We start from the raw sequence: 15573 nt of genomic DNA, 5'->3' as shown, positions 1-15573 counted from the left end.
GACTGCGGGGATCCGGTGGGTCGTGCGCGGTTCTCCGGCCGGCTCCGGGGGTGCGGGACCGGCCCGGCGATCGGTGCGCCGGACGGGGAGGTCCGGTCCGCCGGTGGTCCCGAATCCCCCTCGGGCCCCTTCGTACCCTAGGAGCCGCAACACGCCCTGTCCACCTCAGAGGGGATGGTGTTGTCCCAGGTCACACTGGACTTTTCCGGGTCGGGACGGTCAGCCGCCGGACGGTCCGCCGCCGTCCACGGCGTCCCGCATGCGATGCAGGAAGCTCACCACGACCTCGGCCTGCTCGGGGGTGAGGGTCCGGGCGGCGGCGATCATGCGCTCGTGCACGGCGGTGAGGGTGGCGCGCACCTCGCGGTCGGCCCCTTCGGTGGCCGTGACGATCAGGGCCCGCCGGTCGGTGGGGTGCGGTTCGCGGCGGACGTGCCCGCTCTTCGTCAGCCGGTCCAGCAGCGTGGTGGTCGAGGCCGAGGAGATGCCCAGCCGGGCCGCCAGGTCCCGGGGGCTCACCGTCCGGCCGGCGCGGGCGGCCTCCAGGAGGTGGCGGAGGGCGAGCAGATCGGTCTCGCCCATGCCCATCTCGCTGCGGGCCCGCCGGCGCATCCCGTTCTCGGCGGCGCGGTACGCACGCAGGGCCTCCAGCACCTCCACGGCCGCGCGCGAGGCGTCGTCGTCGCCGTACCAGTATCCCGATGACGTGGTGGGTGTTGGCATATTGTTCACCGCACCTCCTGGAAGAGCGGGGCGCACGGATGGTGGAATGGAGTCGGCCTCCCGGTCGCACGGCCGGGACGGTTCCCGGGCCCCCGGGCGGTGGTCGCCCGGTGCCCGCTCCCCGATCGTAACAACCATCGTGCTGATAGCTAGACTTTCTAGTATCTTTCGGATTGCATGGACCTTGCGCCGGGGGGAGCCGGCTCCGCCCGCGCCCCCGTCGGGGTGGCAGCAGCAGGACTCGAGGAAGGTTCGATGATGAGCAAGTCAGTGTCCCCGCAGTCGGCGGCCCGGTCGACGGACCTCGACCCCACCCCCCTCCTCCCGCTGTCCCCGGAGGCCCCGGCCGCCGCCGGCCAACCCCCCTGTTGCCACGAAGAGCTCGTGCAGAGCGTCTTCACGGCGCCGGCGAGGTGGAGACCGCCGAGTGGGCACTCGACCGGGCGCTGGACGAGGCTGCGGGCTCCGACGACGAGATCGGTGTCGGGTTCGACGTCGCGCCGGTCGACGGCACCCTGGAGACGGCACGGTGGGCCCTGGACCAGGCGACGAGCGTGCTGCACGCCCAGATCCGCGCGGCGTCCCGGGCCGGGGTCCCGGTCGCGGTCCTCGCCGAGGCGTCGGCGCTGGGGGCGCACGAGCTGGCCGCCGTGCTGGACGCCGCGGACCCGGCGGCGCCGACCGTCGCCCAGCCGGCCGCCCTGCCGACCGCCGGCTGACGTCACCGGCTGACGTCACCGGCTGACGTCACCGACCGCCTTCACCCACAGTCCTCGCCGGCCGCCTTCACCGACGGCCGGTGGCGGGTGGCCGGCCTTTTGTTACAGGTGAGTAACCGATACCGCGAGTTCCTGTTTCTTCGGGCGTGTCAGCGCTGATCGGAGGGCAGGACGCCATAGATTTCTTCATGGGCACGACGGATGGTGATCTCCGTCACGTCGGGCCCGGGAGCCCTGCGCTCCCCGACGAGCGAGCCCAGTGCTCGCCCCGGCGCGGCCCCGTCTCCCTGGAGTGCGAACCCAGCACTCCCGGCGGGCCCGTATCGACCCATGGAGGAAACGATGAGAACGAAGCGGATCGCGGGCGCATCAGTGGTGCTGACCGGATCGTTGCTGCTCACCGCGTGCGGTGGGGGAGACGGCGGGTCGGGAGACGCCGCCGCCGAAGAGGGCGGCGGCACCTTCAGCGTGTACATCGGGGAGCCCGAGAACCCGCTGGTCCCGGGCAACACCAACGAGACCGAGGGCGGCCAGATCGTCGACGCGCTCTGGACCGGGCTCGTGGAGTACGACCGGGAGACCAACGAGGCCGCCTACACCGGGGTCGCCGAGTCCATCGAGTCCGAGGACCAGAAGACCTGGACCGTCAACCTCAAGGACGGCTGGACCTTCCACGACGGCACCCCGGTCACCGCGCAAAGCTACGTGGACACCTGGAACTACGTGGCCAACAGCGAGAACGCCCAGGGCAACTCCTACTTCTTCGCCAACGTCGAGGGCTACGAGGACCTGCAGGCGGAGGAGGGCAAGAAGCCCGCCGCCACCGAGATGTCCGGCCTGCGCGTGATCGACGACCAGACCTTCGAGGTCACCCTCACCGACCCCTACGCCCAGTGGCCCACCACGGTCGGCTACACCGCGTTCTTCCCGATGCCCCAGGCCTTCTTCGACAACCCCGAGGGCTTCGGCGAGCAGCCGATCGGCAACGGCCCGTTCAAGGCGGACGAGGCCTTCCAGGACGGCGTGGGCATCACCCTGACCCGCTTCGACGAGTTCGGCGGCGAGGAGCCGGCCAAGGCCGAGGGCGTGGAGTTCCGCGTGTACACCGAGATCAACACCGCCTACAACGACCTGCAGGCCGGCTCCCTCGACGTCATGGACGAGCTGCCGCCGGACGCCATCGCCTCCGCGGAGGACCAGTTCGGTGAGCGGCTCAAGACCCAGCCCCAGGGCGACATCACCTCGCTGGGCTTCCCGACCTACGACGAGCGCTTCGCCGACCCGGAGGTCCGCAAGGCCTTCTCGATGGCGATCGACCGGGAGGCCATCACCGAGTCCATCTTCCAGGGCACCCGCACCCCGGCCGCCTCGTTCGTCTCCCCGGTGGTGGACGGCTACCGCGAGGACGCCTGCGAGGCGTGCGAGCTGAACGTGGAGGAGGCCAACCGGATCCTCGACGAGGCCGGCTTCGACCGCTCCGAGCCCGTGGATCTGTGGTTCAACGCCGGCGCCGGCCACGAGGAGTGGATGCAGGCGATCGGCAACCAGCTCCGTGAGAACCTGGACGTCGAGTACCAGCTGCGCGGCGACCTCCAGTTCGCCGAGTACCTGCCGCTGCAGGACGAGAAGGGCATGACCGGCCCGTTCCGCTCCGGCTGGGTGATGGACTACCCGGTCATGGAGAACTTCCTCGGGCCGCTGTACACCACCGCCGCGCTGCCGCCGGCCGGGTCGAACTCCACCTTCTACAGCAACGAGGAGTTCGACGCCCAGGTGCGCGCCGGCAACAGCGCCGCCTCGATCGACGAGGCGGTCCAGGAGTACCAGAAGGCCGAGGACATGCTGATCGCGGACATGCCCGCGACCCCGCTGTTCTACCGCGTCACCCAGTACGCGCACTCGGAGAACGTCAGCGACGTCTCCGTGAACGCCTTCCAGCGCGTCGAGGTCGAGGACGTGGTCGTCGGCTCCGAGTGATCCGTCCCGGGCTCGGGGCGCCCCCTCCGGGGCGTCCCGAGCCCGTTCCGTTCGCGCGACACCCTCGCGCACCACCCGCGCGACACCATTCGCGCACCCCTCCGCACACAACCAAGGAGACCCATGGGGCGGTACGTCCTCCGTCGTCTGCTGCTGACCATCCCGGTGCTGCTGGGCGCATCCCTGCTCATCTTCGCCATGGTCTACGCGCTGCCGGGCGATCCCATCCGAGCGCTGGGCGGGGACCGCCCGCTCTCGGCAGCGGTGCAGGCGCAGCTGCGCGCCGAGTACAACCTCGACGACCCTCTGCTGATCCAATACGTGAAATACCTGGCCGGCCTGGTGCAGGGGGACTTCGGCACCGACTTCTCGGGCCGGCCCGTCCTGACCACCATCCTCGACCGGCTGCCCGTGACGATCCGGCTGGCCCTCGTGGCCGTCGGCTTCGAGATCCTCATCGGCATCCTCGCCGGCGTCCTGGCGGGCCTGCGCCGCGGCTCGTTCTTCGACAACCTGGTGCTCGTCTCGACCACGGTCGTCGTGTCCATCCCGGTGTTCGTCCTCGGCTTCCTGGCCCAGTACGTCTTCGGCGTGCGGCTCGGCTGGTTCCCGATCGCCGGCCTCACGGACGGCTGGTTCAGCTACATCCTCCCCGGGCTGGTGCTCGCGGCCCTGTCCCTGGCCTACGTGGCACGGCTGACCCGCACGAGTCTCGCGGAGAACCTGCAGAGCGACTACGTGCGCACCGCCCGGGCCAAGGGCCTGAGCGAGACCACCGTGGTCGGCAAGCACGCGCTGCGCAACAGTCTCATCCCGGTGGTCACCTTCATCGGCGCCGACCTCGGCGCGCTGCTGGGCGGGGCCATCGTCACCGAGTCGGTGTTCAACATCCCCGGTCTGGGCCGGGCGGTCTACGACGCGGTGCTGCGGCAGGAGGGCGCCGTCGTCGTCGGGATCGTGACCCTGTTCGTGTTCTTCTACATCTTCTTCAACCTGGTGGTCGACGTCCTCTACGCCGCCCTCGACCCGAGGATCCGCTATGAATGAGCCCCGCACGGAAACACTCGAGGAGCCCACGCACGAGGAGGGCACGCACCGGGAGTCCTTCTCGGACCGTGTCGACGACCGCGCCGAGGAGCTCGCCTCCGCGGCCGCCGGCGGCGACATCGAGCAGGCCGGCCTGTGGCGGGACGCCTGGCGGCAGCTGCGCCGCAATCCGTTCTTCATCGTGGGGGCGCTGCTGTTCCTCGCCTTCGCGCTGATGGCGGTGGCCCCGCAGCTCTTCACCTCCGTGGACCCGCGGGAGTGCAGCCTCTCCCGCTCCGGGGGCGCGCCGCAGGCGGGCGCGCCGTTCGGCTACGACGTGCAGGGCTGCGACTACTACGCCAACGTGGTCCACGGCGCCCGGGTCTCCCTGTCCATCGGCTTCCTGGCCGTGTTCGGCACCCTGGTGATCGGCGTGGTGGTGGGAGCGCTGGCCGGCTACTACGGCGGCTGGATCGACTCGGTGCTGGCCCGGGTCACGGACATCTTCTACGGACTGCCGCTCATCCTGGGCGCCATCATCCTGCTGTCCGTGCTGCCCGAGCGCGGGATCCTGGAGGTCTCGCTCGCCCTCATCGCGTTCGGCTGGATGACGGCGATGCGCCTCGTCCGCTCCAACGTGATCGGCGTCAAGGAGGCCGACTACGTCCAGGCGGCGCGGGCGCTGGGCGCGGGCACCGGGCGGATCATCACCAAGCACATCCTGCCCAACGCGATGGCGCCCGTGCTCGTGTACTCCACGATCGCCGTGGGAACGATCATCGCCTCCGAGGCGACGCTGACCTTCCTGGGCGTCGGTCTGCAGCTGCCCGAGATCTCCTGGGGCCTGCAGATCAACGCGGCGCAGAACAGGCTCCGGGACGCCCCGCACCTGATCCTGTTCCCGTCGCTCTTCCTGTCCCTGACCGTGCTCGCGTTCATCCTCATGGGGGATGCGCTGCGCGACGCCCTCGACCCGAAACTGCGCCGATGACACCCTCCCACCCAGCATCCGCCCCGTCCCCGGCGGTCTCCGCGTCCGCGGAGCCGCCCGTCCTCGAGGTCGACGACCTCGCGGTGGAGTTCCGCTCCCGCCGCCGCACCGTCAACGCCGTCAACGGCATCAGCTACTCCGTCCGCGCCGGGGAGACCCTCGCCGTCGTGGGCGAGTCCGGCTCGGGCAAGAGCGTCAGCGCCCAGGCCGTGATGGGCATCCTCGACATCCCGCCCGCCCGGATCACCAGCGGGGAGATCCGCTTCCGCGGCGACGACCTCCTGGCGATGAGCCGCAGGGAGCAGCGTGCGGTGCGCGGCCCGGGGATCGCCATGGTCTTCCAGGACGCGCTGTCCGCCCTCAATCCCGTCTTCACGGTGGGGCACCAGATCGGCGAGCTGTTCCGCGCGCACCGCAAGGCGTCCCGCGGCGAGGCGCGCGAGAAGGCCATCGAGCTCATGGAGCGCGTGGGCATCCCCGCGGCCCGCGAGCGCGTGGACGCCTATCCGCACCAGTTCTCCGGGGGCATGCGCCAGCGGGTCATGATCGCCATGGCGATCGCCCTGGACCCGGACATCCTGATCGCGGACGAGCCGACCACGGCGCTCGACGTGACCGTGCAGGCCCAGATCATGGACCTGCTCAGCGAGCTGCAGCGCGAGACCGGGATGGGGATGATCCTGATCACCCACGACCTCGGCGTGGTCAACGAGGTCGCCGACCGGGTGGCCGTGATGTACGCCGGGAGCATCGTGGAGAACGGCACGGTGGACGAGGTCCTGGCCGAGCCGCTGCACCCCTACACCAAGGGGCTGATGGCGTCCATGCCCAGCCTCGAGTCCCACGGCGACCAGCTGCACCCGGTGACCGGGACCCCGCCCGACCTCTCCGCCGTGCCCAGCGGCTGCGCCTTCCACCCGCGGTGCCCCCTGGCCCGGTTCGGGCGGGCGGCGGCGCCGGGCAAGGACTGCGCGGCGGACGTCCCGGTCCTGCGCGAGGTCGTCCCCGGCCGCACGGCCGCGTGCCACTACAGCGAGGAGCTCGAGCATGAGTGAGTCACAGCCCACGACGACGGACGTCCCGCTGCTGGAGCTGCGCGACCTCACCAAGCACTTCCCGCTCACCCAGGGGATCGTGTTCCGCAAGACCGTGGGGCAGGTGCGCGCCGTCGACGGCGTGAGCATGACGCTGCACCCGGGAGAGACCCTGGGGCTGGTCGGCGAGTCCGGCTCCGGGAAGTCGACGGTGGCCAAGCTGGTCATGGGCCTGGAGCGGCCGACGGCCGGGCAGATCCTGTACAAGGGCCAGGACATCACCGCGATGTCCGCCCGCGAGCTGCGGGACTACCGCCGCAACGTCCAGATCATCTTCCAGGACCCGTACTCCTCGCTGAACCCGCGCATGACGGTGGGCGACATCGTGGCCGAGGCCTGGGAGGTGCACCCCAACTCCGTGGCCCGGAAGGACCGGGGCGCCCAGGTCCGGGAGCTGCTGGAGCGGGTGGGCCTGCGGGCCGACTACGCCAACCGGTATCCCCACCAGTTCTCCGGCGGGCAGCGCCAGCGCATCGGGATCGCCCGGGCACTGGCCCTGCGCCCCGAGGTCATCATCTGCGACGAGCCCGTCTCCGCCCTCGACGTGTCCGTGCAGGCCCAGGTGATCAACCTGCTGCAGGACCTGCAGGACGAGTTCGGGCTGTCCTTCCTGTTCATCGCCCACGACCTCTCCGTGGTGCGCCACCTCAGCAGCCGGGTGGCGGTGATGTACCTCGGCAGCGTCGTGGAGACCGGGGACCGGGACGCGATCTACGAGCAGGCCGCGCACCCGTACACGCAGGCGCTGCTGTCGGCCGTGCCGGTCCACGAGCCGGCCCTGCGCGGGTCCCGGGAGCGGATCATGCTCAGCGGCGACCTGCCCAGCCCGGCGAACCCGCCGTCCGGCTGCCGGTTCCGCACGCGCTGCTGGAAGGCCCAGGACGTCTGTGCCGAGAAGGCGCCGCCGCTCGTCGACCGGGGTCAGGGGCACCCCTCGGCCTGCCACTTCGCCGAGACCCGCGACCTGGTGGTGGGCACGGCGTAGCCGACGCACCACGGCAGGGCCCCGGCCGCGATGTGCGGCCGGGGCCCTGCCCGTGGTGCGTCCTGCGGGGCCGCCGCGCCGCCGGACTCATCCGGGCCCGGCGGCGGGGAGCGGCGGAGCGGCCGAGTCCGGGAACGCCGCGCGGGCCCACAGCAGCATCACGGCGTAGCTGCGCCAGGGGCTCCACCCGGCGGACCTCTCCGCCGCGGCGGCGGTCCCGGCCACCCCGAGGGCGCGGCGCAGGACGAGGTCCTGCGGCAGGAAGACGTCGGGCTCGCCCAGGACCCGCAGGGCGACCGATCCCGCCGTCCACGGGCCGATGCCGGGCAGGGCGAGCAGGTGCCGGTGCCACCGGGCGGCGTCCCGCGCGGCGCCGGCTCCTCCCGCCGCGGCCGGGGGCTCCAGGTCGAGGCCGTCGCAGACCGCCGCGGCGAGCGCGTGGATCGTCGCCGCCCGGCGGGTCGTGACCCCCACCTCCTCCCGCAGCCGGGACGGGTCCGCGGCGGCGATCCGCCGGGCCGACGGGAAGGCGGTGAGGCCGTCCGCCGCGGGGGAGCCGTAGTGGCGGAGCAGGCGTCCGGCGAAGGTGCGCGCCGCGGCGAGGGAGACCTGCTGCCCGAGCACGGTCAGGACCGCGGTCTCGAAGCCGTCCGGGGAACCGGGCAGCCGGATCAGCGGCCAGGCGCGCACGGCGGGCGCCAGCGCGGCGTCGGACGCCAGGGCGCGGTCCGCGGCGGGGGACTCCGTCCCGTCGCCCAGCCAGCGGCGCACCCGGCGCAGCACCGGTTCCAGGGCGTCCTCCGCCCCGGGGCCCACCCGCACCGGCAGACCGGCGGGCGTGAGCCGGTCCCAGCCCACGGTGACGGTGCGCGCCACCCCGTCCACGACGACGGGCCGCCGGTGGGCGCCTCCGGCGAGGTCGTCGCAGCCCGGTACGGCCTGGGACGCCAGGAAGTCGCGGAGGAACCGCGCGGACGTGGGCGGCGGGAGCAGGACCTCCACGGTCCCGCCGGGGCCGCCGTCCGGGCCGCCGTCCGGGCCGGTCACCGGCGGCGTCCGCGCGGCACTGCGGCCTGGTCGCGGCCCGCGCCCCGGCCCGCGCCGCAGGCCGGAGCGGTCGCCCGGCCTGTCCCGGGGCCCGTCCGACGGCGGATCCCGCTGCCCGTCCCCGTGCTCTGCCCGGTGCCTTTCCCGGTGCCTTGTCCGGTGCCTTGTCCGGTGCCTTGTCCGGTGTTCTTCCCGGTGCGCTCCATGCGGTCCTTCCGACGTCCCGGGGCGGGCGCCCCTGAAGGCCACCCTGTCCTCCGGGCGCCGGGCTGTCCAGATGTCGGCCCGTGACCACCCCTGGCAAGATTGTTCAACAATCATTACACTGGCGGGACAGTGACCGCGGCCACATCCCGGGTGGTCGGCGCCGCGTCCGGGCGCAGGTCGCACCCGTCCCGAGGAGGACGCATGTCCAGCTCCGCCCCCGCCCCGTCCGCGCCCGAGGGCCGCGGACCCGTCACCGGCCCCGCGGCCATGCGGGCCGTGAACCGCTCCGCGCTGCTGGGCGCCCTGTTCCTGATGGCCACGAGCGCCATCGGGCCCGGCTTCATCACGCAGACCGCCAACTTCACCGTCCAGCTCGGCGCCGCCTTCGCGTTCGCCATCGTCATCTCCATCGTCGTCGACATCGCCGTGCAGCTGAACGTGTGGCGGATCATCGGCGTCTCCGGGCTCAAGGCCCACGAACTGGGCAACCGCGTGCTCCCCGGCCTGGGCTGGCTCATCGCCGCGCTGGTGGCGACCGGAGGCCTCGTGTTCAACATCGGCAACACCGCCGGCGGCGGCCTCGGCCTCAACGCGATGCTCGGCCTGGACGCCACCTGGGGCGGCATCATCACGGCCGTGTTCGCGGTGGGCGTGTTCGTCAGCAAGCGCGCCGGCGTGGCCCTGGACCGCATCGTGGTGGTCCTCGGCGTGGTGATGATCCTCGTGACCGGCTACGTCGCGCTCGTCTCCCGGCCCCCGGTGGGGGAGGCCCTGCGCAACGTGGTGCTGCCCGAGGACGTGAGCTTCCTGGTCATCACCACCCTGATCGGCGGCACGGTGGGCGGCTACATCACCTACGCGGGCGCCCACCGGATCGTGGACGCCGGGATCACCGGCGTGGACAGCGTCAAGCAGATCTCCCGCAGCTCCGTGGTGAGCATCGTGCTCACCGGCGTGATGCGCTTCCTGCTGTTCCTGGCGATCCTGGGCGTGGTCGCCGGCGGCGCGCAGCTCACGGGGGAGAACCTGGCCGCCCAGGCCTTCCAGGCGGCGGCCGGTGAGGTGGGGCTGCGCCTGTTCGGCATCATCCTGTGGGCCGCCTCCATCTCCTCGGTCATCGGCGCCGCCTACACCTCGGTGTCCTTCCTCACGACCACCCGCACGAGGCCGCGCACCCGCAACCTCCTGACGATCGCGTTCATCGTCGTCTCCGCCACGGTGTTCGCGCTGCTGGGCCAGGCCCCGTCCACGCTGCTCATCGTGGCCGGCGCGGTCAACGGGCTGATCCTCCCGCTGGGCTTCGCCGTGCTGCTGTGGGTGGCCTGGCGCCGGCAGGACCTGCTGGGCGGCTACGCGTACCCGAAGTGGCTGGCGCTGCTGGGCACCGTGATCTGGCTGCTCACCATCTACCTGGGATACCAGTCCCTCAGCGGCATCGCCGCGCTGTGGTCATGAGCGCCCCGGCCGGGCCCGCGCAGCGCTCCGCCCTGCTCCCCGTGCGTGCCCGCGAGCTGTTCCGCGGCGGACTGGTCACCCCGACGGCCGGGTGGTGCGACGGCTTCGCCCAGGCGAACCTCGTGGTCGTGCCCCGGGACTGGGCCTTCGAGCTCCTGCTCTTCGCCCAGCGCAACCCCAAGCCCTGCCCGGTCCTCGCGGTGCTCGACGCCGGTGAGGTCACCGGCCCCGTGCTCGGGGACGGGGACGTCCGCACCGACCTCCCGCTCTACAGCCTCTACCGGGAGGGCGAGGCGGCGGGCACGCGGGAGGACGTCCTCGACGTGTGGCAGGACGACCTCGTGACCTTCGCCCTCGGCTGCAGCTTCACCTTCGAGGCCGCCCTGCAGGAGGCGGGGATCCCTATGGCCCACATCGACCAGGGCGTCAACGTCCCGATGTACCGCACGAACCTCCCGTGCGAGCCCGCCGGCCGGCTCTCCGGCCCGCTGGTGGTCTCCATGCGGCCGATCCCGGCGGACCGGGTGGCCGACGCCGTGCGCATCACCTCCCGCTACCCCGCCGTGCACGGGGCGCCCGTGCACGTGGGCGCCCCGGGGGAGCTGGGGATCCGCGACCTCTCGGCCCCCGACTACGGGGACGCCGTGCGAATCCCGGCGGGTCACCTGCCGGTGTTCTGGGCCTGCGGGGTGACGCCGCAGGCGGCGGTGCTCGAGTCCGGGGTGCCGGTCGCGATCGGGCACGCTCCCGGCCACATGCTGGTCACCGACGTGCCCAACTGGCGCTACCAGGTGCCCTGAGGGGCCGGTCAGGGCGCCCCGGGGCCCTCCAGGACGGTGAGCAGCTGCTGCCGGGAGTCCTCCAGGTACCGGTGCATCTGCACGGAGGCCTCCTCCTGGGAGCCCTGCTCGAAGAGCTCCAGGATCCGGGCGTTGCGCTCGATGTAGGGGGCGTGGAAGGACGGGTCCTGGCGCATGGAGAAGAAGACGAGCCGCATCTCCGCCAGGATCCGGGACATCAGCTCGTTCTGCCGCACCGAGCCGGCCAGTTCCACCACGGTGCGGTGGAAGCGCTGGTTCGCGTCGGCCATGCCGCCGACGTCTCCCCGCCCGTGCGCGGCGCGGCCCGCCGTGACGGCGGCGTGCAGGCCGGGCTGCGGCCCGGGGGCCGTCCAGCGCAGCGCCGAGGTCTCCAGCGCGAGCCGCACCCGGTAGATCTCGCGCACGTCGTCCGCGCCGGGCCGGGCCACCGAGACGCCGCGGTTGGGGATCCGCTGCAGCAGGTTCTCGTTGCCCAGCACCGTGAACACCTCGCGCAGGGTGTTGCGGGAGATCCCGAGCACCTCGCTGACCCGGGCCTCGGAGAGCCGGGTGCCCGGCGGGAGCCGGCCGGCCATGATGCCCTGGCGCAGGACGCCGGCGGCCCAGGAGGTGGCCCCGCCCTGCGGGGCGGGCCCGGCCAGGCCGACGGCGGTCAGCAGGAACTCGTTCTCCACGGTGTTCATCAGGACACCATCCTGACATCCCCGGCGGCGGCCGCCGCCCCGTGGGTGCGGGGCGGGACCGTGTCCCTGCCGGCGTCAGCTGTCGAGCGTGCGCCGCGGCGGAACGCCGTAGACGGCGCGGTAGGCCGCGGCGAAGCGGCCGGGGTGGGCGAAGCCCCAGCGGAGGGCGATCTCCCGCACGGTGGCGCCGGTGGTCGGGTCGGCGCGGAGCAGGTCGGCGTGGGCGGCCGCCAGCCGGGTGCGCCGCAGGTACTGCGTGGGCGTCAGGCCCAGCGGGTGGTTCGCGCGGAAGGCCCGCACCAGGGCGCGGGTGGTCGTGTCCGCGGCGCGGGCGGCGTCGTCGATGCTGACCGGCAGCGAGGCGTGGTCGTCGAGGAACTGCACCGCGATGCGGTACCGGCGGGCCTGGGCGGTCGTCGACAGGGTCCGCTCCACCGGGTCGCCCAGCAGCGGGAAGCACTCGAGCATCGCCACGGCCAGGTGCCGGGTCAGGTTCTCCCGCACCAGCTCCGCGGCGAAGGCCTCCGAGGCCACGGTGTCCCGCGCGAGCCCGGCCAGGCCCGTCCAGTACCGACCCAGCCGAGGGCTCACCGGCGCGGCGGAGGCGAACGCCACGGACAGGCCCTCCGTGCCGTAGACCGTCTCCGCGACCGACTGCAGCAGCGCGGGGGCGAGGTTGACGTTGGTGACCTCCAGCGCGCCGCCCACGATCAGCGCGGGGTGGCCGGGACGGAAGAGCACCGGCCGGCCCAGTCCGCTGCCGCTCTCGTGGCTCGTGCGCCAGTCGTAGCGGGACGCCGCGCGCACGTCGGCGACCCCGAAGACGTCCGTGTCGCCCCAGGAGGAGAACGGCCCGCCCAGGTCCAGCCCGACGACGGTGAGCTGCCCGTCGCCGTCCTGGCGCTGACGGTACGAGAAGCCCGGGACGGTCGGGTCGAAGGAGAACCGCACCCCGATCTCGTGGAAGAGGGCGGTCACGGCATCCGGCTCGGTCGCCGTGGCCTCGCGGTGGAACACCGGGCTCATGCGGTCTCCCCCGGGGCGGAGCCGACCGCCAGCTGCCCGGTCGTGTCGACGGTGAATTCGACGGTGGAGACCGCGGCCGCGGTGACCACCGAGCGGCCGCAGATGATCAGGGGCGCCGTCACGGCGTCGAGGCGCAGCTCGACGGACCGGTCCGCGGGGCCGCGCAGGGACAGGTCGGGGAAGAACTCGCGGAGCGCGGACTCGGCCTGCCCCGGGTCGCACGTGGCGACCCTCGTGCGCCGCACCGCCATGGCCGGTTCCCGTCTGCTCGGCGGACATGTCCTCCCCCAGTGTAGGAACCCGGATTTGTCCGGGACAGGGGGTGCGGGCGGGCACCGCACCGGTGCCCGCCCGCCGGATCAGCCCGTGTGCCGCCCCGAGAGCTTGTCCCGGAGCCGGTCGACCATCCCCACGCCCGGTCCGATCGTCTTGTGGAACAGCTCCGAGTGCGGTGCGTGCGGGTGCGGCCGGGTCGGTGCGAGCTTCTTCGCGGTCTGCACCTTCTCGCCGAGCTCCACGAGCGTGCCGGCGGGGATGCCGGCCCGCAGCTTGGGGAACTGGTCGGACTCCTCGTCGTCGATGTGGTGGCGCAGCTGGGCCTCCAGCTCCCCGACCAGATCCAGGAACGCCGGCCCGGAGGCGTCGGCGTCCTCCAGCTTCTTCATCACCTGCACGATCTCGTCGTGCTCGCGCTTGTCGTGCTCCACCTCCTCGGCGCCGTTGGGCACGTGCTTCTCCACGGCGGGGTAGACGTACATCTCCTCGGCGACGGCGTGGCGCATCACCTCGGCGATCACGGTGTCGGCCAGCTCCCGGCGCCGGTCGGGCTCGGGCGTGTCCTTGATCTGCCCGACCAGCTCGAGCATGTCCCGGTGGTCGGCGGTGAGGATGTCGACGACATCCGTGCTCTGTCCTGCGGCGGGGGTCTCGGTCATGGGACGTCTCTCCTTCGAGTCGTGGGCGGCCGGTCGCCCAGCCCCGGGCCGGCCCCGGTCGTCCCCGCGCCGTTCCCGCGGGGTGCCGTGCTGGGTGCTCCCGACCCTAGGCCACCCGGGCGCCGGCCGACCAGGTCCGCCCGCGGATGACGGCGCTCAGTCGAGGCGGGCGAGCACCTGGTCGGCGGCCACGGCGTCCCCGGGGCCGGCCGAGAGCTCGCGGACGGTCCCGGCGCGGGGGGCGGTCAGCCGGGACTCCGTCTTCATGGCCTCGAGCACGGCGAGGTCCTGGCCGGCCTCCACGGTGTCCCCCTCGGCGACCAGCCACGAGACGAGCGTCCCCGCGAACGGTGCGGTGACGGCGCCGTCGTCGGCCTCGGGGGCCGGGCCGGGGGCGCCGTCCCCCGCGGGGGCGGAGCTCAGGGCGGCGGCGAGGGCGTCGGGGATCCCGATGCGCATCCGCCGCCCGTCCACGTCCACGGTGAGACGGGTGCGTCCCTGCTCGCCCGCGCGGGCGTAGCCGGTGTCCGGGGTGAGCCGGTCGGCGAACTCCTCCTCGATCCACGTGGTCCACACCCCGAGACCGTCGCCGCCGGCGAAGGCGGGGGCGTCCAGCACTGCGCGGTGGAAGGGGATCGTGGTGGCCACCCCGTGCACCTGCAGCTCCCGCAGCGCGGTGCGGGCCCGCACGAGGGCCTGCTCGCGGGTGGGGGCGCTGACCACGAGCTTGAGCAGCAGCGAGTCGAAGGTGGTGGCCACCCGGGTGCCGCGGTGCACCCCCGAGTCCACGCGGACCCCCGGGCCCGTGGGGGTGTCCACGGCCTCGACCGTCCCGCCGGAGGGCAGGAAGCCGCGGCCCGGGTCCTCGGCGTTGATCCGGAACTCCAGGGCGTGCCCGCGCGCCGGCGGGGTCTCGAGCACCGGCAGGGGGTCCCCGGCGGCGACGGCCAGCTGGGCGCGCACGAGGTCCACGCCGTAGACTTCCTCGGTGATCGGGTGCTCCACCTGCAGGCGCGTGTTGACCTCCAGGAACGAGATCAGCCCGTCCTGGGCCACGAGGAACTCGGCGGTGCCCACCCCCACGTAGCCGGCCTCCCGGAAGATGCCCTCGGCGGCGGCGGCGATGCGCTCCCGCTGCTCGTCCGTGAGGAACGGCGCGGGGGCCTCCTCGACGAGCTTCTGGTGGCGGCGCTGCAGGGAGCAGTCCCGGGTCCCCAGCACGACGACGTTGCCGTGGGCGTCGGCCATGACCTGCGCCTCGACGTGCCGCGGCCGGTCCAGGAACCGCTCCACGAAGCACTCGCCGCGCCCGAACGCGCTCTGCGCCTCGCGGGCGGCCGAGACGAAGGCGTCCTCGACCTGCGCCAGCTCGCGGACCACCCGCATGCCGCGGCCCCCGCCGCCGTGGGCGGCCTTCACGATCACGGGCAGCCCGTGCTCCTCGGCGAAGGCCCGGGCGTCCGCGGGAGACTCGACCGGCCCGTCGCTGCCGGGCACGAGCGGGGCGCCGGCCCGCCGGGCGATCTCCCGGGCGGCGACCTTGTCCCCCAGCAGCACGATCGTCTCGGGCGAGGGGCCGATCCAGGTGAGACCGGCCTGGAGCACCGCCCGGGCGAAGTCGGCGTTCTCGGAGAGGAACCCGTAGCCGGGGTGCACGGCGTCGGCCCCGCACCGCTCGGCGACGGCGAGCACGGCCCGCGCGTCCAGGTAGGTCTCGGTGGCCGAGACGCCCTCGAGCGCGTAGGCCTCGTCGGCCAGCAGGACGTGCGGGGCGTCGGCGTCGGGGTCCGCGTAGACGGCGACCGAGGTCAGCCCCGCCTCCGCGCAGGCGTGGACGACGCGGACGGCGATCTCCCCGCGGTTGGCGATCAGGATCTTGCGCAC

15 protein-coding genes are annotated in these 15573 nt (G+C 73.2%); 8 read left to right on the top strand and 7 right to left on the bottom strand.

Annotated features, from left to right (window positions below; genetic code table 11):
* Positions 1-219: 219 nt before the first annotated feature.
* A complete protein-coding gene (locus BJF77_RS06555; RefSeq protein WP_075871652.1) occupies positions 220-723 on the bottom strand; it encodes a MarR family winged helix-turn-helix transcriptional regulator in 504 nt (167 codons plus the stop codon).
* A 413-nt stretch (positions 724-1136) separates the two neighbouring features.
* On the opposite strand from BJF77_RS06555, the gene BJF77_RS06550 reads away from it, so the two are divergent.
* The 6 genes from BJF77_RS06550 to BJF77_RS06525 all read left to right on the top strand — a co-directional run bounded on the left by BJF77_RS06550 (position 1137) and on the right by BJF77_RS06525 (position 7515).
* On the top strand, positions 1137-1442 hold the full coding sequence (locus tag BJF77_RS06550) for a hypothetical protein (protein WP_075871651.1): 306 nt from the start codon (positions 1137-1139) through the stop codon (positions 1440-1442).
* A gap of 342 nt (positions 1443-1784) precedes the next feature.
* Positions 1785-3419: an ABC transporter substrate-binding protein gene (locus BJF77_RS06545; RefSeq protein ID WP_075871650.1), complete on the top strand. Its 1635-nt coding sequence runs from the start codon at positions 1785-1787 to the stop codon at positions 3417-3419.
* A gap of 123 nt (positions 3420-3542) precedes the next feature.
* Positions 3543-4466: an ABC transporter permease gene (locus tag BJF77_RS06540; protein WP_047805271.1), complete on the top strand. Its 924-nt coding sequence runs from the start codon at positions 3543-3545 to the stop codon at positions 4464-4466.
* Positions 4459-5436 (top strand): ABC transporter permease, encoded by a 978-nt coding sequence (locus BJF77_RS06535; protein ID WP_082157613.1) that lies wholly within the window; start codon positions 4459-4461, stop codon positions 5434-5436. Before BJF77_RS06540 ends, BJF77_RS06535 begins: the two co-directional genes overlap by 8 nt.
* Positions 5433-6491, top strand: coding sequence for an ABC transporter ATP-binding protein (locus BJF77_RS06530; protein ID WP_075871649.1), 1059 nt, complete (start codon positions 5433-5435; stop codon positions 6489-6491). Before BJF77_RS06535 ends, BJF77_RS06530 begins: the two co-directional genes overlap by 4 nt.
* Entirely contained in the window at positions 6484-7515 is a 1032-nt protein-coding gene (locus BJF77_RS06525) for an ABC transporter ATP-binding protein (protein WP_075871648.1), read from the top strand. Before BJF77_RS06530 ends, BJF77_RS06525 begins: the two co-directional genes overlap by 8 nt.
* An 87-nt stretch (positions 7516-7602) precedes the next feature.
* Here BJF77_RS06525 and BJF77_RS06520 read toward each other — a convergent pair whose 3' ends face one another.
* On the bottom strand, positions 7603-8562 hold the full coding sequence (locus BJF77_RS06520) for a DNA-3-methyladenine glycosylase (RefSeq protein ID WP_222844974.1): 960 nt from the start codon (positions 8560-8562) through the stop codon (positions 7603-7605).
* Positions 8563-8970: 408 nt separating this feature from the next.
* On the opposite strand from BJF77_RS06520, the gene BJF77_RS06515 reads away from it, so the two are divergent.
* Both BJF77_RS06515 and BJF77_RS06510 read left to right on the top strand, forming a co-directional pair.
* Positions 8971-10224 (top strand): NRAMP family divalent metal transporter, encoded by a 1254-nt coding sequence (locus BJF77_RS06515; RefSeq protein ID WP_369821367.1) that lies wholly within the window; start codon positions 8971-8973, stop codon positions 10222-10224.
* Positions 10221-11024, top strand: a complete 804-nt coding sequence (locus BJF77_RS06510) for a putative hydro-lyase (protein ID WP_075871647.1) — start codon at positions 10221-10223, stop codon at positions 11022-11024. Before BJF77_RS06515 ends, BJF77_RS06510 begins: the two co-directional genes overlap by 4 nt.
* An 8-nt stretch (positions 11025-11032) precedes the next feature.
* On the opposite strand, the gene BJF77_RS06505 is transcribed toward BJF77_RS06510, so the two are convergent.
* From BJF77_RS06505 to BJF77_RS06485, 5 genes are all read right to left on the bottom strand, one after another.
* Positions 11033-11728, bottom strand: coding sequence for a GntR family transcriptional regulator (locus BJF77_RS06505; protein ID WP_075871646.1), 696 nt, complete (start codon positions 11726-11728; stop codon positions 11033-11035).
* A gap of 75 nt (positions 11729-11803) precedes the next feature.
* Complete coding sequence (locus BJF77_RS20800; RefSeq protein ID WP_075871645.1) at positions 11804-12754, bottom strand: helix-turn-helix transcriptional regulator; 951 nt, start codon at positions 12752-12754, stop codon at positions 11804-11806.
* A complete protein-coding gene (locus BJF77_RS19930; RefSeq protein WP_075871644.1) occupies positions 12751-13005 on the bottom strand; it encodes a hypothetical protein in 255 nt (84 codons plus the stop codon). The genes BJF77_RS20800 and BJF77_RS19930 overlap by 4 nt, the downstream gene beginning before the upstream one ends.
* Before the next feature lie 108 nt (positions 13006-13113).
* The gene (locus BJF77_RS06490) at positions 13114-13689 is read right to left on the bottom strand and encodes a hemerythrin domain-containing protein (protein WP_075871643.1); all 576 of its coding nucleotides are present in this window, start codon (positions 13687-13689) and stop codon (positions 13114-13116) included.
* A 156-nt stretch (positions 13690-13845) separates the two neighbouring features.
* Positions 13846-15573, bottom strand: a complete 1728-nt coding sequence (locus BJF77_RS06485; protein ID WP_075871642.1) for a biotin carboxylase N-terminal domain-containing protein — start codon at positions 15571-15573, stop codon at positions 13846-13848.

The organism is Kocuria sp. CNJ-770, assembly GCF_001942375.1.
GTDB lineage: Bacteria > Actinomycetota > Actinomycetes > Actinomycetales > Micrococcaceae > Kocuria > Kocuria oceani.
The sequence above is the reverse complement of the archived record's forward strand: the minus strand, read 5'-3'. Positions and strand labels throughout refer to the sequence as shown.